17 protein-coding genes are annotated in these 18,161 nt (G+C 66.9%); 10 read left to right on the top strand and 7 right to left on the bottom strand.

Annotation, left to right across the window (positions count from 1 at the left end):
- The first annotated feature begins 20 nt into the window (after window positions 1-20).
- From KF707C_RS11730 to KF707C_RS29940, 6 genes are all read left to right on the top strand, one after another.
- A complete protein-coding gene (locus KF707C_RS11730) occupies window positions 21-1,628 on the top strand; it encodes a carboxyl transferase domain-containing protein (protein ID WP_003449982.1) in 1,608 nt (535 codons plus the stop codon).
- Between the two features lie 111 nt (window positions 1,629-1,739).
- On the top strand, window positions 1,740-2,534 hold the full coding sequence (locus KF707C_RS11725) for a gamma-carboxygeranoyl-CoA hydratase (protein WP_003449980.1): 795 nt from the start codon (window positions 1,740-1,742) through the stop codon (window positions 2,532-2,534).
- On the top strand, window positions 2,531-4,480 hold the full coding sequence (locus tag KF707C_RS11720) for an acetyl-CoA carboxylase biotin carboxylase subunit (protein ID WP_231992315.1): 1,950 nt from the start codon (window positions 2,531-2,533) through the stop codon (window positions 4,478-4,480). The genes KF707C_RS11725 and KF707C_RS11720 overlap by 4 nt, the downstream gene beginning before the upstream one ends.
- Window positions 4,481-4,691: 211 nt before the next feature.
- Window positions 4,692-5,597, top strand: a complete 906-nt coding sequence (locus KF707C_RS11715; RefSeq protein WP_036992079.1) for a hydroxymethylglutaryl-CoA lyase — start codon at window positions 4,692-4,694, stop codon at window positions 5,595-5,597.
- Between the two features lie 342 nt (window positions 5,598-5,939).
- Window positions 5,940-7,238 (top strand): ABC transporter transmembrane domain-containing protein, encoded by a 1,299-nt coding sequence (locus KF707C_RS11710; protein WP_003449975.1) that lies wholly within the window; start codon window positions 5,940-5,942, stop codon window positions 7,236-7,238.
- The gene (locus KF707C_RS29940; RefSeq protein WP_036992077.1) at window positions 7,150-7,581 is read left to right on the top strand and encodes an ATP-binding cassette domain-containing protein; all 432 of its coding nucleotides are present in this window, start codon (window positions 7,150-7,152) and stop codon (window positions 7,579-7,581) included. Before KF707C_RS11710 ends, KF707C_RS29940 begins: the two co-directional genes overlap by 89 nt.
- A gap of 105 nt (window positions 7,582-7,686) precedes the next feature.
- On the opposite strand, the gene KF707C_RS11700 is transcribed toward KF707C_RS29940, so the two are convergent.
- The 3 genes from KF707C_RS11700 to KF707C_RS11690 all read right to left on the bottom strand — a co-directional run bounded on the left by KF707C_RS11700 (window position 7,687) and on the right by KF707C_RS11690 (window position 10,430).
- Complete coding sequence (locus KF707C_RS11700; RefSeq protein ID WP_096368017.1) at window positions 7,687-8,865, bottom strand: acetyl-CoA C-acetyltransferase; 1,179 nt, start codon at window positions 8,863-8,865, stop codon at window positions 7,687-7,689.
- Window positions 8,866-9,044: 179 nt separating this feature from the next.
- Entirely contained in the window at window positions 9,045-9,701 is a 657-nt protein-coding gene (locus KF707C_RS11695; RefSeq protein WP_003449762.1) for a CoA transferase subunit B, read from the bottom strand.
- Window positions 9,702-9,731: 30 nt separating this feature from the next.
- Entirely contained in the window at window positions 9,732-10,430 is a 699-nt protein-coding gene (locus KF707C_RS11690; protein WP_003449763.1) for a CoA transferase subunit A, read from the bottom strand.
- Between the two features lie 124 nt (window positions 10,431-10,554).
- On the opposite strand from KF707C_RS11690, the gene KF707C_RS11685 reads away from it, so the two are divergent.
- Window positions 10,555-11,472 carry a LysR family transcriptional regulator gene (locus KF707C_RS11685; RefSeq protein ID WP_003449765.1) on the top strand — a complete coding sequence of 306 codons (918 nt, stop codon included), beginning with the start codon at window positions 10,555-10,557 and terminating at the stop codon, window positions 11,470-11,472.
- A 38-nt stretch (window positions 11,473-11,510) separates the two neighbouring features.
- A complete protein-coding gene (locus tag KF707C_RS11680; protein ID WP_003449767.1) occupies window positions 11,511-13,466 on the top strand; it encodes an acetoacetate--CoA ligase in 1,956 nt (651 codons plus the stop codon).
- A 29-nt stretch (window positions 13,467-13,495) separates the two neighbouring features.
- Here the strand turns inward: KF707C_RS11680 and KF707C_RS11675 are convergent, their stop codons facing one another.
- On the bottom strand, window positions 13,496-14,092 hold the full coding sequence (locus KF707C_RS11675) for a DJ-1/PfpI family protein (RefSeq protein ID WP_003449768.1): 597 nt from the start codon (window positions 14,090-14,092) through the stop codon (window positions 13,496-13,498).
- A 216-nt stretch (window positions 14,093-14,308) separates the two neighbouring features.
- On the opposite strand from KF707C_RS11675, the gene KF707C_RS11670 reads away from it, so the two are divergent.
- Window positions 14,309-15,841: a nucleobase:cation symporter-2 family protein gene (locus tag KF707C_RS11670; RefSeq protein ID WP_003449769.1), complete on the top strand. Its 1,533-nt coding sequence runs from the start codon at window positions 14,309-14,311 to the stop codon at window positions 15,839-15,841.
- Window positions 15,842-15,894: 53 nt separating this feature from the next.
- Here the strand turns inward: KF707C_RS11670 and KF707C_RS11665 are convergent, their stop codons facing one another.
- Window positions 15,895-17,106 (bottom strand): PilT/PilU family type 4a pilus ATPase, encoded by a 1,212-nt coding sequence (locus KF707C_RS11665; RefSeq protein ID WP_003449770.1) that lies wholly within the window; start codon window positions 17,104-17,106, stop codon window positions 15,895-15,897.
- A gap of 119 nt (window positions 17,107-17,225) precedes the next feature.
- On the opposite strand from KF707C_RS11665, the gene KF707C_RS11660 reads away from it, so the two are divergent.
- A complete protein-coding gene (locus tag KF707C_RS11660; RefSeq protein WP_003449771.1) occupies window positions 17,226-17,504 on the top strand; it encodes a peptidylprolyl isomerase in 279 nt (92 codons plus the stop codon).
- A 66-nt stretch (window positions 17,505-17,570) separates the two neighbouring features.
- On the opposite strand, the gene KF707C_RS11655 is transcribed toward KF707C_RS11660, so the two are convergent.
- Window positions 17,571-17,870, bottom strand: a complete 300-nt coding sequence (locus KF707C_RS11655; protein ID WP_003449772.1) for a hypothetical protein — start codon at window positions 17,868-17,870, stop codon at window positions 17,571-17,573.
- Between the two features lie 92 nt (window positions 17,871-17,962).
- Window positions 17,963-18,154 carry a hypothetical protein gene (locus tag KF707C_RS11650; protein WP_003449773.1) on the bottom strand — a complete coding sequence of 64 codons (192 nt, stop codon included), beginning with the start codon at window positions 18,152-18,154 and terminating at the stop codon, window positions 17,963-17,965.
- Window positions 18,155-18,161: the final 7 nt, after the last annotated feature.

Raw genomic sequence — 18,161 nt, 5'->3', positions numbered from 1 at the left:
CATTCGACGGAGCGCGCCAGATGGCCATCCTGCACACCCAGATCAACACCCGTTCCCCGGAGTTCGCCCGCAACCGCGACGCCATGCTGGCCCAGGTCGGCGACCTGCATCGCCTGCTGGGCCGCATCCATGAAGGCGGCGGCGCCAAGGCCCAGGAACGTCATACCTCGCGCGGCAAGCTGCTGCCCCGCGAACGCATCAACCGCCTGCTGGACCCGGGCTCGCCCTTCCTCGAAATCGGCCAGCTGGCCGCCTTCGAGGTCTACGGCGAAGACGTCCCCGCCGCCGGCGTGGTGGCCGGCATCGGCCGCGTCGAAGGCGTGGAATGCATGATCGTGGCCAACGACGCCACGGTGAAAGGCGGCTCCTACTACCCGCTGACGGTGAAGAAGCACCTGCGCGCCCAGGCCATCGCCCAGGAGAACCGCCTGCCCTGCATCTACCTGGTGGACTCGGGCGGCGCCAACCTGCCGCGCCAGGAGGACGTCTTCCCCGATCGCGAGCACTTCGGCCGCATCTTCTTCAACCAGGCCAACATGAGCGCCCAGGGCATCCCGCAGATCGCCGTGGTGATGGGCTCCTGCACCGCCGGCGGCGCCTACGTGCCGGCCATGAGCGACGAGACCATCATGGTGCGCAACCAGGCCACCATCTTCCTCGCCGGCCCGCCGCTGGTGAAGGCCGCCACCGGCGAGGTGGTGACCGCCGAGGAACTGGGCGGCGCCGACGTGCACTGCAAGACCTCCGGCGTGGCCGACCACTATGCCGAGAACGACGAGCACGCCCTCGCCCTCGCCCGCCGCAGCATCGCCAACCTCAACTGGCGCAAGGCCGGCGAGCTGAACCTGCGCGCGCCCATCGCCCCGCGCTATGCCGCCGACGAGCTGTACGGCGTGATCCCGGCAGACGCCAAGCAGCCCTTCGACGTGCGCGAGGTGATCGCCCGCCTGGTGGACGACTCCGAATTCGACGAGTTCAAGGCCCTGTTCGGGACCACCCTGGTGTGCGGCTTCGCCTTTCTTCACGGCTACCCCATCGCCATCCTCGCCAACAACGGCATCCTCTTCGCCGAAGCCGCGCAGAAAGGCGCGCACTTCATCGAACTGGCCTGCCAGCGCGGCATCCCGCTGCTGTTCCTGCAGAACATCACCGGCTTCATGGTGGGCAAGAAGTACGAGGAAGGCGGCATCGCCAAGCACGGCGCCAAGCTGGTGACCGCCGTGGCCTGCGCCAGGGTGCCGAAGTTCACCGTGATCATCGGCGGCAGCTTCGGTGCCGGTAACTACGGCATGTGCGGTCGCGCCTACGACCCGCGCTTCCTGTGGATGTGGCCCAACGCACGGATCGGCGTGATGGGCGCCGAGCAGGCCGCCGGCGTACTCACCCAGGTCAAGCGCGAGCAGAGCGAACGCGCCGGCCACAGCCTGAGCGCCGAGGACGAGGCCCGCATCAAGCAGCCGATCCTCGAGCAGTACGAGCGCCAGGCCCACGCCTACTACTCCAGTGCCCGGCTCTGGGACGATGGCGTGATCGACCCGGCACAGACCCGCGACGTGCTGGGCCTGGCCCTCTCGGCCAGCCTCAACGCCCCGATCGAGCGGACCCGTTTCGGCGTGTTCCGCATGTAACTCTCCTCTCCCCCTGGGAGAGGGGCTGGGGGTGAGGGATGCCTGGCGCCTCCCTCACTCCGACCCTGTCCCGAAGGAAGAGAGAGTCAAAACGTTTGCCCCGGAGCCGATATGACCGACTTCACAACGCTGCAACTGGACATCGCCACCAACGGCGTCGCCACCCTCTGGCTGAACCGTCCGGACAAGAACAACGCCTTCAACGCCGGCATGATCCGCGAGCTGATCCTCGCCCTGGACGCCGTCAAGGATCACGGCCAGGTGCGCTTCCTCATCCTCCGTGGCCGTGGCCGCCACTTCTCCGCCGGGGCCGACCTGGCCTGGATGCAGGAGTCCGCGCGCCTGGACTACAACGCCAACCTCGACGACGCCCGTGAGCTGGCCGAGCTGATGTACAACCTCTACCACCTCAAGGTGCCCACGCTGGCCGTGGTGCAGGGCGCGGCCTTCGGCGGCGCCCTGGGCCTGATCAGCTGCTGCGACATGGCCATCGGCGCCATCGACGCGCAGTTCTCCCTGTCGGAAGTGCGCATCGGCCTCGCGCCAGCGGTGATCAGCCCCTTCGTGGTCCAGGCCATCGGCGAGCGCGCCGCGCGCCGCTACGCACTCACCGCCGAGCGTTTCAACGGCGAGCGCGCCCGCGAACTGGGCCTCCTGGCCGAGTGCTACCCGGCCGAGGAACTGGACCAGGCGGTGGAAAGCTGGACCGCCAACCTGCTGCTGAACAGCCCCCAGGCCATGCGCACCAGCAAGGACCTGCTGCGGGAAGTGGGCAGCGGCGTGCTCAGCCCCAACCTGCGCCGCTACACGGAAAACGCCATCGCCCGCATCCGCGTGAGCCCCGAAGGCCAGGAAGGACTGAACGCCTTCCTGGAGAAACGCAAACCGTCCTGGCAGGAGCAATGACCATGATCACCACCTTGCTGATCGCCAACCGTGGCGAGATCGCCTGCCGGGTAATGCGCACCGCCAAGGCGCTGGGCATCCGCACCGTCGCCGTCCACAGCGAAATCGACCGTAACGCCCGCCACGTGCGCGAGGCGGACATGGCCATCAACCTCGGCGGCGCCAAGCCGGCGGAAAGCTACCTGCTGGTGGACAAGCTGATCGCCGCCGCCAAGGCCAGCGGCGCCCAGGCCATCCACCCCGGTTACGGCTTCCTCTCGGAGAATGCCGGCTTCGCCCGCGCCATCGCCGAGGCCGGGCTGGTCTTCCTCGGCCCGCCGGCCAGCGCCATCGACGCCATGGGCAGCAAGTCCGCCGCCAAGGCGCTGATGGAGGAAGCCGGCGTGCCGCTGGTGCCCGGCTACCACGGCGAGGACCAGGCCCTGGAGACCTTCCGTGCCGCCGCCGAGCGCATCGGCTACCCGGTGCTGCTGAAGGCCGCCGCCGGTGGCGGCGGCAAGGGCATGAAGGTGGTGGAACGCGAGGCCGACCTGGCCGAGGCGCTCTCCTCCGCCCAGCGCGAAGCCCAGGCCGCCTTCGGCGACGCGCGGATGCTGGTGGAAAAATACGTCCTCAAGCCGCGCCATGTGGAAATCCAGGTCTTCGCCGACCGCCACGGCAATTGCCTGTACCTGAACGAGCGCGACTGCTCCATCCAGCGCCGCCACCAGAAGGTGGTGGAGGAAGCCCCCGCCCCCGGCCTTTCGCCGGACCTGCGCCGGGCCATGGGCGAAGCCGCCGTGCGCGCGGCCCAGGCCATCGGCTACGTGGGCGCCGGCACCGTGGAGTTCCTGCTGGACGAGCGCGGCGACTTCTACTTCATGGAGATGAACACCCGCCTGCAGGTGGAACACCCGGTCACCGAGGCCATCACCGGCCTCGACCTGGTGGCCTGGCAAATCCGCGTCGCCCGTGGCGAGGCGCTGCCCATCACCCAGGAACAGGTGCCGCTCAATGGACACGCCATCGAAGTGCGCCTCTACGCCGAAGACCCCGAAGGCGGCTTCCTGCCCGCCAGCGGCCACCTGGACCTGTACCGCGAGGCCGCGCCGGGCGAAGGCCGCCGGGTGGACAGCGGCGTGGCCGAAGGGGACGACGTGTCGCCCTTCTACGACCCCATGCTGGCCAAGCTGATCGCCTGGGGCGAGAACCGCGAGGAAGCCCGCCAGCGCCTGCTGGCCATGCTGGCGGAGACCGCAGTGGGCGGTTTCCGCACCAACCTCGCCTTCCTCCGCCGCGTGCTGGCCCATCCGGCCTTCGCCGACGCCGAGCTGGACACCGGCTTCATCGAACGTCACCAGGCGCAGTTGCTCCCCGCCTCCGCCGCCCTGCCCGACGCTTTCTGGCAGGTGGCCGCCGAAGCCTTCCGCCAGGGCGATGCCGCCCGGGTGCGCAGCGACGACCCGCATTCCCCCTGGAGCGGCAACAGTGGCTGGCGCGCGGGCCTGCCCCGCGAGACCGACCTGCACCTGGCCTGCGGCGAGGAGCGCCAGGTCGTGCGCCTGCGCGGCCCGGCCAAGAGCCCGATCCACCTCGCCGGCGAACGCCTGACCCTGGAACTGGACGGCGTGCGTCGCCAGTTGCTGGCCACCCGCCGGGGCGAGACGCTCTACCTGGAATGGGACGGCTCGCTGCACACCGTCACCCGCGTCGACCCCATCGAGGACGTGGAAGCCAGCCACGCCCACCACGGCGGGCTGACGGCGCCCATGAACGGCAGTATCGTGCGCGTGCTGGTGGAAGCCGGCCAGAGCGTGGACGCCGGCACCGCCCTGGTGGTACTGGAGGCCATGAAGATGGAGCACAGCATCCGCGCGCCCCATGCCGGCGTGGTCAAGGCGCTGTATTGCAGCGAAGGCGAACTGGTCAACGAAGGCACCGCGCTGGTGGAGCTGGACGAGGCCTGAGTACAGCCGCAAGGGGACCGCTTTCGTAGGGTGGATGTCGCTCTGTACAGCCACCCACCTGGCCCGGCTCGGCACCGCTGGTGGACATGAAAAGCGATGCCCACCCTACGCCGGGACGAGGTCCGAAACCCGCAGGATGGGTCGGGCGGCGTTCCGCGAGCGAAGCGAATACCATCACGCCCTGACCCCCATGAATCCGAGAGATGACGCAATGACGATTCCCAAGAAGGTCCGCCTGGTCGAAGTCGGCCCCCGCGACGGCCTGCAGAACGAGAAGCAGCCCATCAGCGTCGCCGACAAGGTGCGCCTGGTGGACGACCTGACCGCCGCCGGCCTCGGCTACGTCGAGGTGGGCAGCTTCGTGTCGCCCAAATGGGTGCCGCAGATGGCCGGCTCCGCCGAGGTCTTCGCGCAGATCCAGCGCAAGCCGGGCGTCACCTACGCCGCCCTGGCACCGAACATGAAGGGTTTCGAAGCGGCCCTGGAAGCCGGCGTCAAGGAGGTCGCGGTGTTCGCCGCCGCCTCCGAGGCCTTCTCGCAGAAGAACATCAACTGCTCCATCGCCGAGAGCCTGGCGCGCTTCGTGCCCGTGGTGGAGGCCGCCAGGGCCCAGGGCATCAGCGTGCGGGGCTACGTTTCCTGCGTGCTGGGCTGCCCCTACGAGGGCGAGGTGCCGGCCGAACAGGTCGCCGCTGTCGCCGCCGAACTCTTCGCCATGGGCTGCTACGAGGTGTCCCTGGGCGACACCATCGGCACCGGCAACGCCGGCGCCACCCGCCACCTGTTCGAGGTGGTGGGCGCCCAGGTCCCCCGTGACAAGCTGGCCGGCCACTTCCACGACACCTACGGCCAGGCCGTGGCGAACATCTACGCCAGCCTGCTGGAAGGCATCAGCGTGTTCGACAGCTCGGTCGCCGGCCTCGGCGGTTGCCCCTACGCCAAGGGCGCCACCGGCAACGTCGCCACCGAGGATGTGCTCTACCTGATGAACGGCCTCGGCATCGAGACGGGCATCGACCTCGACAAACTCGCCGCCGCCGGCCAGCGCATCTGCGCTGTGCTCGGCAAGGACAACGGCTCCCGCGTGGCCCGTGCGATCCTGGCACGCGCTGGCTGACCTCCTGTAGGCGAACTCGCTCGCGAACGGAAACCGGTTCGCGAGCACGCTCGCTCCTACGATGAAGGTGGCACCTGGCGATTCGTTCCAGCTCGTCCCGCGAAGCGGAACGGCTCGGCGGAGCAGGCTCGCGGACCTGCCCTGTAGGAATCCCCCACCCCGATACTCCGAAGACTCGAAGTCTTAACCCTGACTGATCCGAATCGACGGCACACGCCTTTAACTGGTCCCAGCCCAAACCGACACTCTCCAGCCGCTGACCTGCCTTGCAGGTATCGCCGCTACCAAAGGCCCGCTCTGCGCGGCCGGTTTTCATCCTTTGAGTTCGGGACGGCCAATCCGATGAAAGCGCTCCGCGATGACTTCGCGATTCCCTATGCCAGGGCCCTGAGAATGGTACGAGAGGGATACTCGACCTTCGGGAGAGACTTCTGTCTGGTGTTCCTGGCCACGCTGCTGCTTTCCTTCCTCAGTGCGCTGGTTCCACTCCTCTTGCGGGAGGCCGCCGACCTGCTGAGCCGAACCGATGCCGAAGCGGTTACCGTCTTCCTGTTCGTGGCGGCTTATGCGTGCTCATGGACGGTCTGCAACGCTATGGAGTGGCTCAAGAGCATCGCGACATCCCATGTGATGGTTCGCTGCGACACTGCCTTCTATCGCACGCTGTTCAAGTGCCTGCTCAGCATTCCCTTTCACCAGCGCCAGGCCCTTTCCAAAGGTGAAGTCCTTTCGGACTTCGACCGGTCGATGAGCAGCTTCGGCCAGATCAACCAGACGGTTTTCTGGACATTGACGCCAATGCTGTTCGAGTTTGTCTTTGTGTTCCTGATTCTCTGGAATGCGACCAGCGCACTGTTCTCCGTGCTCTTTCTCCTCGCAATGGTCGGTCTGTTCTGTGTTGCACTCTGGGTATCTCAGCAAACACGGGATGTTTATCAGAGAACCTTCGAAGCGACGAACGAGCTATCGGCATTCCTGGTGGAGAAACTGGACGCCAACCTCGAGATCAGCATCAACCTGTCTGCGGAGAAGGAGTCGCGGAAGCTCAGGCCCATCATCAATCGATACGCCACCGCCCTGTTCGGCGCGAATACCAGGACGGCAGTCCTGCTGGGTACCCAGGTCGTCGCCATTGGCCTGGTACTGCTCAGTTTTACGCTGGCGTCTTCGCATATGACGATCCTAGGGATATTCGGAGTGGGCGACTTTGTCATGGTCGCCTCCTATGTGGTCCAGCTGACGACGCCGTTTGCGGTTGTCGCCAGCTCCCTGGTTGGCCTGAAACGCGACTATCTGGCCCTTGAGTCAGGCCTGAAGTATGTCGACCTCGCGAACACGGATACCGGGTCGGCACGTATCGAGGATGAAAGCATCCTGTTCGACGTCCGCTCCTACAGGACGAGCAAAGGCGCGTCGCTGAGCTTCAGGATTGAGATCGGAAAGACCTATGCGGTCTGCGGCCCCACCGGCAGCGGCAAGACGACCCTTATCAACGCCCTGCTCGGATTGAGTCGCGGCTACGACGGAATGATCAGCTTCACGGGGGGCGGAAGTGGCCCGGCTCTCGCCGACAACCATCCTGAATCGCGTCAGCGTCGTATCGCAGGATCCGTTCGTTTTCCTGGGGACCCTGCGAGATAACCTGCTCTACGGCACCGAGGAGCCGGCGGCTGATGGAGAGCTGCTGTCCATTCTCGATGCCCTGAGCCTCGATTTCACCTGCGAAGACGGCTCCAGTCCCCTGGACAGGGTCCTGGGGAGCGAGGCTCGGCAGCTCTCAGGTGGCGAGCGTCAGCGTATCGCCATCGCCAGGGCCCTGATCCGCAGGAAAGAGGTGATGATTCTGGATGAGCCGACTTCGGCACTGGATGGCGAAACCGAGTCCCGGGTACTGGCGCTCCTGAGATCCAGGGTGGGCACCCTGATCATGATCACGCACCGGGAGGCTCCCAGGGCCATAGCGGACGAGGTGATCGCGCTGTAGGAGCGAGCTCGCTCGCGAACGGAAGGCGGTTCGCGAGCAAGCTCGCTCCTACAATGAAGGTGGCCCCTGTCCGGCCCAGGGCCGGCGTTGTCGTTCAGAGCGGGATCAGCGTTCGATGGCCAGGGCCACGCCCTGTCCGCCGCCGATGCAGAGGGTGGCGAGGCCCTTCTTCGCGTCGCGCTTGATCATCTCGTGCAGCAGGGTCACCAGCACGCGGCAGCCGGAGGCGCCGATGGGGTGGCCGAGGGCGATGGCGCCGCCGTTGACGTTGACCTTGCCAGCGTCCCAGCCCAGCTCCTGGCCCACGGACAGGGCCTGGGCGGCGAAGGCTTCGTTGGCTTCGATCAGGTCCAGGTCCTGGAGGCTCCAGCCGGCCTTCTCCAGGCAGCGGCGGGTGGCGGAGACCGGAGCGATGCCCATGATCGCCGGGTCGACGCCGGCGTTTGCGTAGCCGGCGATGCGCGCCAGCACCGGCAGGCCCAGGGACTTGGCCTTCGCGGCACTCATCAGCAGCACGGCGGCGGCGCCGTCGTTGAGGCTGGAGGCGTTGCCGGCGGTGACGCTGCCGTCCTTCTTGAACGCCGGTTTGAGCTTGGCCAGGGCTTCTGCGGTGGTGCCGGCGCGGGGCTGCTCGTCGGTGGCGAAGGCGAGCGGCTCGCCCTTCTTCTGCGGGATCAGGATCGGGGTGATCTCGTCATTGAAGCGGCCGGCCTCGATGGCGGCGCAGGCCTTCTGCTGGGAGGCGGCGGCGAAGGCGTCCTGCTGCTCGCGGCCGATGCCGTACTTCTCCACCAGGTTCTCGGCGGTGATGCCCATGTGGTAGTCGTTGAAGGCGTCCCAGAGGCCGTCCTGGATCATGGTGTCCACCAGCTTGGCGTGGCCCATGCGCAGGCCGGTGCGGGCGCCGGGCATGACGTAGGGGGCGAGGCTCATGTTCTCCTGGCCACCGGCGATGATCACCTCGGCGTCGCCGCAGCGGATGGCCTGGGCGCCCAGGTGCAGGGCCTTGAGGCCGGAGCCGCAGACCTTGTTCAGGGTGAGGGCCGGCACGGCGTGGGGCAGGCCGGCGAGGATGGCGGCCTGGCGCGCCGGGTTCTGGCCGCTGCCCGCGGTGAGCACCTGGCCGAGGATGACTTCATCGACCTGCTCGCCGGCAAGGCCGGTCTGGGCCAGCAGCTGGCGGATCACCGCCGCGCCCAGCTCCGGTGCCGGGATGTTGGCCAGGCTGCCCTGGAAGCTGCCGATGGCTGTGCGGGTGGCGGCGACTATGACGACGTCTTGCATGTTGGAACTCCTGCGAGTTGCGTCGGCATCGCTACGGGATCGCCGACGGATGACGGGTATCGCTCCGCTCAACCCATCCTGCGGATCGGGCACACGCGAATATCCAGGCGGGCCCGACAACAAAAAACCGCGCAGGAGGAGCGCCATGCGTGGTGGCCTCCTCCGGCGCGGCAGAGCAATCAGAAGCGCATTTCGACCACGTCGTCCGGAACGATCAGCGGGCCGGCGGTCTTCTCGGCGATCTCGGCGATGCTCACGCCCGGAGCGGTTTCGCGAAGGATGAAGGTGCCGTTCTCGATCTCCAGGTACGCCAGGTCGGTGAGCACCTTGCGGATGCAGCCGGCGCCAGTCAGCGGCAGCGAGCAGCGCTCCAGCAGCTTGGACTCACCGTCCTTGGAGGCGTGGGTCATGGTGACGATGATGTTGTCGGCGCCAGCCACCAGGTCCATGGCGCCGCCCATGCCCTTGACCAGCTTGCCGGGGACCATCCAGGAGGCGATGTTGCCCTGCACGTCCACCTCGAAGGCACCCAGTACGGTGAGGTCGACGTGGCCGCCACGGATCATGGCGAAGGAGTCGGCGGAGGAGAAGATCGACGCGCCCTTGACGGCGGTGACGGTCTGCTTGCCGGCGTTGATCATGTCGGCGTCCACTTCCTCCTCGGTGGGGAAGGCGCCCATGCCCAGCAGGCCGTTCTCGGATTGCAGCATCACCTGCATGCCTTCGGGGACGTAGTTGGCCACCAGGGTGGGGATGCCGATCCCCAGGTTCACGTAGTAGCCATCCTTGAGTTCGCGGGCCACGCGTTGGGCCATCTGTTCGCGGGTCAGTGCCATGTCGGTTTCCTCGAATTCTTCTTGTGCGGGTCAGGAACGAACGGTGCGTTTCTCGATGCGTTTCTCGAAGGTCCCGCAGATGATGCGATCCACGTAGATGCCGGGGGTGTGGATCTGCGCCGGGTCCAGTTCGCCGGGCTCGACGATCTCTTCCACTTCCACCACGGTGATGCGGCCGGCGGTGGCCACCACGGGATTGAAGTTCTGCGCCGTGTGGCGGTAGATCACGTTGCCGAAATGGTCGGCCTTCCAGCCCTTGACGATGGCGAAATCGCCGGTGATGCCACGCTCCATGATGTAGTGGCGGCCGTCGAACTCACGGGCTTCCTTGCCTTCGGCCACCGGAGTGCCGTAGCCGGTGGCGGTGAAGAAGGCCGGGATGCCGGCGCCGCCCGCGCGCAGGCGCTCGGCGAGGGTGCCCTGGGGGGTGAGTTCCACTTCCAGTTCGCCGGACAGCAGCTGTTGCTCGAACAGGGCGTTTTCGCCGACGTAGGAGGCGATCATCTTGCGGATCTGGCGCTCTTCCAGCAGCACGCCGAGGCCGAAGCCGTCGACGCCGCAGTTGTTGGAGACCACGGTCAGGCCCTTGACGCCACGGCGGCGGATCTCGGCGATCAGGTTTTCCGGGATGCCGCAGAGGCCGAAGCCCCCGGCCAGGATGGTCATGTCGTCGGTCAGCCCGGCCAGGGCCTCTTCGTAGGAGCCTACGCGCTTGTCGAGTCCGCTCATGCTTTGCGCCTCTTGTCGTTATGGGGAGCGGCGGGGTACGCCGTTGGGGTGAGGCAGAGCTTCTCGCCCGGAGACTGATTTGTTAAGTTTGTTTTTCCTTTGCATTAATCCGGTTTACAAATAAATGACCATCAAGCAACTGCGCGCCTTCCTCGCCGTGGCCCAGAGCCTGAGCTTCGCCCAGGCCTGCGAGCGCCTGCACCTCTCGCAGCCCGCCCTCTCCCTGGCGATCAAGAACCTGGAGGAATCCCTCGGCGGCCAGTTGCTGGTGCGCACCACCCGCAGCGTGGCCCTGACGCCGGAAGGCGAGACGCTGCTGCCCATCGCCCGCCGCCTGCTGGCCGATTGGGACAACACCGAGGAGCTGCTGCGCCAGCACTTCACCCTGCAGCTGGGCAAGGTGTCCATCGCCGCCATGCCCTCCTTCGCCGGCAACCTGCTGCCGGTGGCGCTGAAGGCCTTCCGCGACCGGCACCCGAAGGTGAACGTGGCGGTGCATGACGTGATCAACGAGCAGGTGCTGGAGATGGTGCGCAACCGGCGCGTGGAGCTGGGCATCGCCTTCGAGCCGGAGAACCTCGAGGGGCTGGCCTTCACGCCTTTCTATACCGATCGTTTCGTCGCCGTGGTGCCGGCGGACTGCGCGCTCGCGCAACGTTCCGAACTGACCTGGGCGGAGCTGCTGGAGCAGCCCTTCATCACCCTGCAACGGCCGTCCACGGTGCGGCTGATGCTGGAGGAACTCGTCGCGGCGGACCACGGCAAGCTGCCGGTGGCCTTCGAGAGCCACCAGCTGTCCACCATCGGCCGCATGGTGGCCCAGGGACTGGGGGTCAGCGCGGTGCCCAGCCTGTGCATCCAGCAGATGCAGGAGCTCGGCGCGCACTGCGTCGCGCTGGGCAGCCCTCAGCTGGAACGCCGCGTGGGGCTGTTCCGGCTGGCCGACCACGAGCTTTCCAGCGCCGCCCAGGCCATGTGCGACGTGCTGCTGCACATCCGGGACTGGAAACGCGTCGGCCTGCCCACCGCCTATGCTGAATAACGACCGGACGCCCGAACAGTAATCAGGAGGACGCCCCGATGGACCAGCCCCTGTGGACCCCCAGCCCGGAGCGGGTCGCCGCCACCCGCCTGGATGCCTTCCGCCGCCGGGTGGCCCAGCGCCACGGCCTGGCGCTGCCGGACTACCCGGCCCTGCACGCCTGGAGCCTGGATCATCGCGAGGCCTTCTGGGAGGCCATGGTCGACACCTTCGATATCCGCTTCGACACCCCACCGCGCGCCGTGCTGGAGGAAGGCGCCGCCATGCCCAGCGCCCACTGGTTCCCCGGCGCCACCCTGAACTTCGCCGAACACCTGCTGCGCCGCCGCGACGACCAGATCGCCCTGGTGGCGGTCGCCGAGGATGGCAGCCGTATGCAGTTGACCTATCGCGACCTGGCGGCCCATGTCGCCGGGCTGCAGCACAGCTTGAAGGCCGCCGGCGTGGGCCTCGGCGACCGGGTTGCGGCCTTCATGCCCAATACCTGGGAGACGGTGGTGGGCATGCTGGCCGCCACCAGCCTGGGCGCCACCTGGTCGTCCTGTTCGCCGGACTTCGGCACCCAGGGGGTGATCGACCGCTTCGGGCAGATCGAGCCCAAGGTGCTGATCGCCGCCGCCGGCTACCGCTACGCCGGCAAGAACCTGGACCTGACCGCCAAGCTGAATGAAATCCTCGGCCGGATGCCCTCGCTGCAACACCTGCTGGTGGTGCCCTACTCCCGTCCCGAGGCGGAGCCGAAGGACTTCAGCACCCCGGCGCGAGTCACCCTGTGGAGCGCCTTCTACCAGCCCGGAGGCGACCCCGCCTTCACCCCGGTGCCCTTCGAGCACCCGCTCTACATCCTCTACTCCAGCGGCACCACCGGTGTGCCCAAGTGCATCGTCCACGGCACCGGCGGCACCCTGCTGCAACATGTGAAGGAACATGGCCTGCACTGTGACCTGACGGCCGGCGACACGCTGTTCTACTTCACCACCTGCGGCTGGATGATGTGGAACTGGCTGGTGTCGGGCCTGGCCCTGGGCGCCACCCTGGTGCTCTACGACGGCTCGCCCTTCCATCCCGGCCCGGAACGCCTGATGGACCTGGTGGACACCGAGGGCATCAGCCTCTTCGGCACCAGCGCCAAGTACCTGGCCGCCCTGGAGAAGGCCGGTATCAGACCCCGCCTGAGCCACCGCCTGGAGCGGCTCAAGGCGGTGCTGTCCACCGGCTCGCCGCTGTCCCACGAGAGCTTCGAGTACGTCTATCGCGACATCAAGGCAGAGCTCTGCCTGTCCTCCATCTCCGGCGGCACCGACATCATTTCCTGCTTCGCCCTGGGCAACCCGGTGCTGCCGGTCTGGCGCGGGGAGCTGCAGTGCAAGGGCCTGGGCATGGATGTGCAGGTCTGGGACGAGGACGGCCGGCGGCTGTTCGGCGAGAAAGGCGAACTGGTGTGCACGCGGCACTTCCCATCCATGCCGGTGGGTTTCTGGAACGACCCAGACGGCGAGAAATTCCGCGCCGCCTATTTCGAGACCTTTCCCGGCATCTGGGCCCACGGCGACTACGCCGAGGAAACGCCCCACGGCGGGCTGGTGATCCATGGCCGCTCCGATGCCGTGCTCAACCCCGGTGGCGTGCGCATCGGCACGGCGGAGATCTACCGGCAGGTGGAGAAGGTGGAGGATGTGCTGGAGTCCATCGCCATCGGCCAGGACTGGGAGGGCGACGTGCGGGTGGTGCTCTTCGTGCGGCTGCGCGAGGGCGTGACGCTGGACGACGGGCTGCGGGAACGCATCCGCCAGGTGATACGCGCCAACACCACGCCGCGCCATGTGCCGGCGAAGATCATTGCCGTGGCGGACATTCCCCGCACCCTCAGCGGAAAGATCGTCGAGCTGGCGGTGCGCAATGTGGTGCACGGTCGCCCGGTGAGGAACACCGATGCCCTGGCCAATCCGCAGGCGCTGGAGCTGTTCCGGGACCTTGCCGAGCTGAGAAGCTGACCTGCGCTGCCGGCTGCGGGAAGCCTGGCCTACAGATACGGTCTGATCACCCCCAGCGCCCGCTCCACGAAGAACGCCTTCTCCCCCACGGGCGCCACGTAATGCAGCGCCTCGGCGCAGGCCGCCTCCCCGGCCAGACGGGCGATGACCCAGGCCGCCAGGTACGGCGCCGACAGGCAACCACCGGCGGTGGCGAGGTTTCCGCGGGCGAAGAAGGGTTGGTCCAGCACCTCGACGCCCGCCTCGATCACCCAGGGTTTGGTGGTCAGGTCGGTGCAGGCCGGAATGCCGCCCAGCAAACCGAGCCGGGCCATCAGGAGTGCCCCCGAGCATTGCGAGCCCACCAGCTGGCGCGCCGGGTCCAGCCGCAGGCGGGCCAGCAGGGCGCTGTCGCGGGCGATATCGCGGGTCAGGATGCCGCTGCCGAACAGCACCACATCGGCTTCGTTGGCGAATTCCAGGGGCTGCTGGGCCTGGACGCGAACACCGTTCATCGAGGTAACGGAGGCCGTCGGCGCGGTGATTTCCGCGAGCCAGCCCTGCCCGCGCAACCGGTTCAGGACACCGGCGGCGACAAAGGAATCCAGTTCATTGAAACCCTCGAAGGTGAGTACCGCGATGCGCATGCAGGGTCTCCGGATCGGCTGCCAGGTGGACGTAACGTCAATCTAGGGTCAGCCTTGGGTACGGAGATAGGCACAGAAATGTACGAATCCACCCATACAGCGCAGTGAAAGTTCTGATCACGGAGTCATCGCCCATAAGTTGTATACAGTTTTGCGGCCGAACCGTGGCAAACCTGCCACGACCGGTACACAACAACAACGAGAGAGACTTCCGCCATGACTTCATCCTCCCAGCCCCAGGTCACCGGCCAGCGCCCCGAAGACGAGCGTCTCGGCGTCGGCGCCAACCTGGCCTACGGCCTGCAGCACGTGCTCACCATGTACGGGGGCATCGTCGCGGTGCCGCTGATCATCGGGCAGGCCGCTGGCCTGTCGCCCGAGGACATCGGCCTGCTGATCACGGCCTCCCTGTTCGTCGGCGGCCTGGCCACCCTGCTTCAGACCCTGGGCCTGCCTTTCTTCGGCTGCCAGCTGCCCCTGGTGCAAGGCGTGTCCTTCGCCGGCGTGTCCACCATGGTGGCGATCCTCGCGACCCATGGCGGTGGCGGCGGCCTGCCCACCATCCTCGGCGCGGTAATCGCCGCCTCCATGATCGGCCTGCTGATCACCCCGGTGTTCTCGCGGATCACCAAATTCTTCCCGCCGCTGGTCACCGGCATCGTCATCACCACCATCGGCCTGACCCTGATGCCTGTCGCGGCCCGTTGGGCCATGGGCGGCAACAGCCGCGCCGAGGACTTCGGCAGCATGGCCAACGTGGGCCTGGCCGCGCTGACCCTGGCGGTGGTGCTGCTGCTGAGCAAACTGGGCAGCGCCAGCATCTCGCGCCTGTCGATCCTGCTGGCCATGGTGATCGGCACCCTGATCGCCGCCTCCCTCGGCATGGCGGATTTCTCGCGGGTGTTCGACGGGCCCGTCTTCGCCTATCCGCAGCCGCTGCGCTTCGGCGTGCCGGTGTTCGAGGTGGCGGCCATCCTGTCCATGATCATCGTGATCCTGGTGACCATGGTGGAAACCTCGGCGGACATCCTGGCCGTGGGCGAGATCATCGGCACCAAGGTGGATTCGCAGCGCCTGTCCAATGGACTGCGCGCCGACATGATCTCCAGTTCCATCGCGCCGCTGCTCGGCTCCTTCACCCAGAGCGCCTTCGCCCAGAACGTCGGCCTGGTGGCGGTCACGGGGGTGAAGAGCCGCTACGTGGTGGCCACCGGCGGGCTGATCCTGGTCACCCTGGGCCTGCTGCCGCTGATGGGCCGGATCATCGCCGCCGTGCCTTCCTCGGTGCTGGGCGGCGCCGGCGTGGTGCTGTTCGGCACCGTGGCCGCCAGCGGCATCCGCACGCTGTCACGGGTGGACTACCGCAACAACATGAACCTGATCATCGTCGCCAGCTCCATCGGCTTCGGCATGATCCCGATCGCGGCACCGGCCTTCTACGAGCACTTCCCCAGCTGGTTCGCCACCATCTTCCACTCCGGCATCAGCTCGGCCGCCATCATGGCCATCGCGCTGAACCTGCTGTTCAACCACCTCAAGGTGGGCAACTCGGACCGGCAGTCGGTGTTCGTCGCGGGCACCGAGCGACGCTTCCTGCGGCAGAAGGACATCGCCAAACTGCGTGAAGGCGACTACTTCCTCGACGGCAAGCTCTACGACGCCAATGGCGAGGAAGTCTCGGTGCTCGAGGCGCCCGCCACGCCGCCTCGCCCGGAACGGGAAAGCGCCAGCAGCCCCGGCGGGGACTGAGCGAAAGACGAAGGCCGGCTCCAGTGAGCCGGCCTTCTCGTTTGCGGCACGGGTCAGAAGCGGCGCCCCGGGTCTTCCGGCGGCTCGTCTTCAGGGAGGTCTTCCAGGGTCAGCTCCATCCCCCAGTTGGCGGCCTCCTCGGAGCCGGCCGGAGCCGGTGCCGGGGTGGCGGTCGGTGTCGGGCTGGCCGGTGACGTGGCTGGGCCGTCGCGATAGAGCTTGAGCTTCAGGCGCAGGTTGTTGGCCGAATCGGCGTTCTTGATCGCCTCGTCCTCGGGGATGGCCCCTTCCACCACCAGGTCGAACAGCGCCTGGTCGAAGGTCTGCATGCCCAGGCCCCGGGACTTCTCCATGATCTCCTTGATGGAGTGGAATTCGCCGCGCTTGATCAGGTCGCTGATGGTGGAGGTGCCCAGCAGCACTTCCACCGCCGCGCGGCGCTTGCCGTCCTGGGTCCGCACCAGGCGCTGGGAGACGAAGGCCTTGAGGTTGTTCCCCAGGTCATTGAGCAACTGCGGCCGGCGCTCCTCGGGGAAGAAGTTGATGATGCGGTCGAGGGCCTGGTTGGCGTTGTTGGCGTGCAGCGTGGAAATGGCCAGGTGGCCGGTATCGGCGAAGGCCAGGGCATGCTCCATGGTCTCGCGGTCGCGGATCTCGCCGATGAGGATCACGTCCGGCGCCTGGCGCAGGGTGTTCTTCAGGGCCGCATGGAAACTGCGGGTGTCCACCCCCACCTCGCGCTGGTTGATGATGGACTTCTTGTGCCGGTGCACGTACTCCACCGGGTCCTCGATGGTGATGATGTGGCCGCCGCTGTTGCGGTTGCGGTAATCGATCAGCGCCGCCAGCGAGGTGGACTTGCCCGAGCCGGTACCGCCGACGAAGAGCACCAGGCCGCGCTTCTCCATGACCATCTTGAGCAGCACCTCCGGCAGCTTGAGGTCCTCGAAGCGCGGGATATCCAGCTTGATGTTGCGCGCGACGATGGAGACCTCGTTGCGCTGGCGGAAGATGTTGACGCGGAAGCGGCCGATATTGGGCAGGGAGATGGCGAGGTTCATCTCCAGCTCTTTGTCGAACTCGGCCCGCTGCTCCGCATCCATGATCGACTCGGCGATCCGGGCCACGTCACCGGCCTTCAAGGGCTCGGTGCTCAAGGGTCGCAACAGGCCGTTGAACTTGGCGCAGGGCGGGGCGCCGGTGGACAGGTAGAGGTCGGAACCATCCTGGCTGGCCAGGATTTTCAACATCGAGGAAAGGTCCATGGGACGAGTACATCCAATCTGGGGTGGGGGCCGCCGCGACGCGGATCGGCAGTGGCCAACTGTATGGCGGCGGCCGGTACTGGCACAATGAACCGCTCCACAGTCCAAGAGGAAATCCCATGGCCAAGGCCCTTGCCCGCCATATCCTGGTCAAGACCGAGGCGGAAGCCGAACAGCTGAAAAAGCGCCTGGAAAAAGGTGAGGACTTCGCCGTCCTGGCCCGGAAACACTCGATCTGCCCTTCCGCCAAACGCGGCGGCGACCTGGGCGAGGTTCGCCCCGGCCAGATGGTCCGGGTGATCGACCAGGTGATCTTCAAGAAGCCCGTGCGCGTCGTCCATGGCCCGGTGAAAAGCCAGTTCGGCTATCACCTGGTGCAGGTGTTCTTCCGCGACTGAAGGATGGGCGCCGTCCGTGGCGCTTCGCCCATCCTAAGGTCCGTTCATGAACATTCGATGGCGGGACTATTTCAGGGTTTCCCGGGCACAGGAACGAGAAATATCGGTGAGCACCGCCAGTTCCTCCTGGGTCGGTTTGCGCCCGTCGGTAACCCCCGCCAACTGCTCGGTGGTAAAGGCCTCCTGCATCATGCCGTTGGAGCAGTTGCAATAGGCCACCGCCTTCTCCTGGGGCACCTGCCCCGCCGCGCTGGCGATGCATTCCCGGGTGAACTTCTCCCCTCCGGCCGCCGGCCACTCGCCCGCCACGGCGGCGAGCGCGAAGGCCTGCAGGGCCAGGATGCCGAATACTCGTGCTGTCTTCACAATCCATCTCCGCTGGTTGCCAATCCTGAAAAGCATGCATGTGCCTTCCCGAACCTTAGCCGGTGATTGCAAACCGCGACGGCCCGATCGCCTCATTCCCGCGTAACGCCCCATCCCACCGGCCGGGATGCCGGCAACCGATGGGGCGCGTCCACCCGCTCCTGCAACCGAAGGGCAAAGGCCAGCGCCGACGCGCGATCGCGAAAAGGCACTCGCAGCCCCAGGGCCTCCACCAGCCACTCGTCCCGTCCGTCGCGACGGACCTGCTGGATGGCGATCTCCATGAATGGC

This window comes from Pseudomonas furukawaii, assembly GCF_002355475.1.
GTDB classification, from domain to species: domain Bacteria; phylum Pseudomonadota; class Gammaproteobacteria; order Pseudomonadales; family Pseudomonadaceae; genus Metapseudomonas; species Metapseudomonas furukawaii.
This window is presented reverse-complemented; position numbering and strand designations above follow the sequence as displayed.

What these genes read in the sequence shown, in the direction of transcription:
- KF707C_RS11695 (WP_003449762.1), bottom strand. Translation starts at nt 9,701, where the DNA reads ATGGCACTGACCCGCGAACAGATGGCCCAACGCGTGGCCCGCGAACTC.
- KF707C_RS11720 (WP_231992315.1), top strand. Translation starts at nt 2,531, where the DNA reads ATGACCATGATCACCACCTTGCTGATCGCCAACCGTGGCGAGATCGCC.
- KF707C_RS11680 (WP_003449767.1), top strand. Translation starts at nt 11,511, where the DNA reads ATGGACCAGCCCCTGTGGACCCCCAGCCCGGAGCGGGTCGCCGCCACC.
- KF707C_RS11690 (WP_003449763.1), bottom strand. Translation starts at nt 10,430, where the DNA reads ATGAGCGGACTCGACAAGCGCGTAGGCTCCTACGAAGAGGCCCTGGCC.
- KF707C_RS11730 (WP_003449982.1), top strand. Translation starts at nt 21, where the DNA reads ATGGCCATCCTGCACACCCAGATCAACACCCGTTCCCCGGAGTTCGCC.
- KF707C_RS11670 (WP_003449769.1), top strand. Translation starts at nt 14,309, where the DNA reads ATGACTTCATCCTCCCAGCCCCAGGTCACCGGCCAGCGCCCCGAAGAC.
- KF707C_RS11725 (WP_003449980.1), top strand. Translation starts at nt 1,740, where the DNA reads ATGACCGACTTCACAACGCTGCAACTGGACATCGCCACCAACGGCGTC.
- KF707C_RS11685 (WP_003449765.1), top strand. Translation starts at nt 10,555, where the DNA reads ATGACCATCAAGCAACTGCGCGCCTTCCTCGCCGTGGCCCAGAGCCTG.
- KF707C_RS11650 (WP_003449773.1), bottom strand. Translation starts at nt 18,154, where the DNA reads ATGGAGATCGCCATCCAGCAGGTCCGTCGCGACGGACGGGACGAGTGG.
- KF707C_RS11700 (WP_096368017.1), bottom strand. Translation starts at nt 8,865, where the DNA reads ATGCAAGACGTCGTCATAGTCGCCGCCACCCGCACAGCCATCGGCAGC.
- KF707C_RS11660 (WP_003449771.1), top strand. Translation starts at nt 17,226, where the DNA reads ATGGCCAAGGCCCTTGCCCGCCATATCCTGGTCAAGACCGAGGCGGAA.
- KF707C_RS11675 (WP_003449768.1), bottom strand. Translation starts at nt 14,092, where the DNA reads ATGCGCATCGCGGTACTCACCTTCGAGGGTTTCAATGAACTGGATTCC.
- KF707C_RS11710 (WP_003449975.1), top strand. Translation starts at nt 5,940, where the DNA reads ATGAAAGCGCTCCGCGATGACTTCGCGATTCCCTATGCCAGGGCCCTG.
- KF707C_RS11665 (WP_003449770.1), bottom strand. Translation starts at nt 17,106, where the DNA reads ATGGACCTTTCCTCGATGTTGAAAATCCTGGCCAGCCAGGATGGTTCC.
- KF707C_RS11715 (WP_036992079.1), top strand. Translation starts at nt 4,692, where the DNA reads ATGACGATTCCCAAGAAGGTCCGCCTGGTCGAAGTCGGCCCCCGCGAC.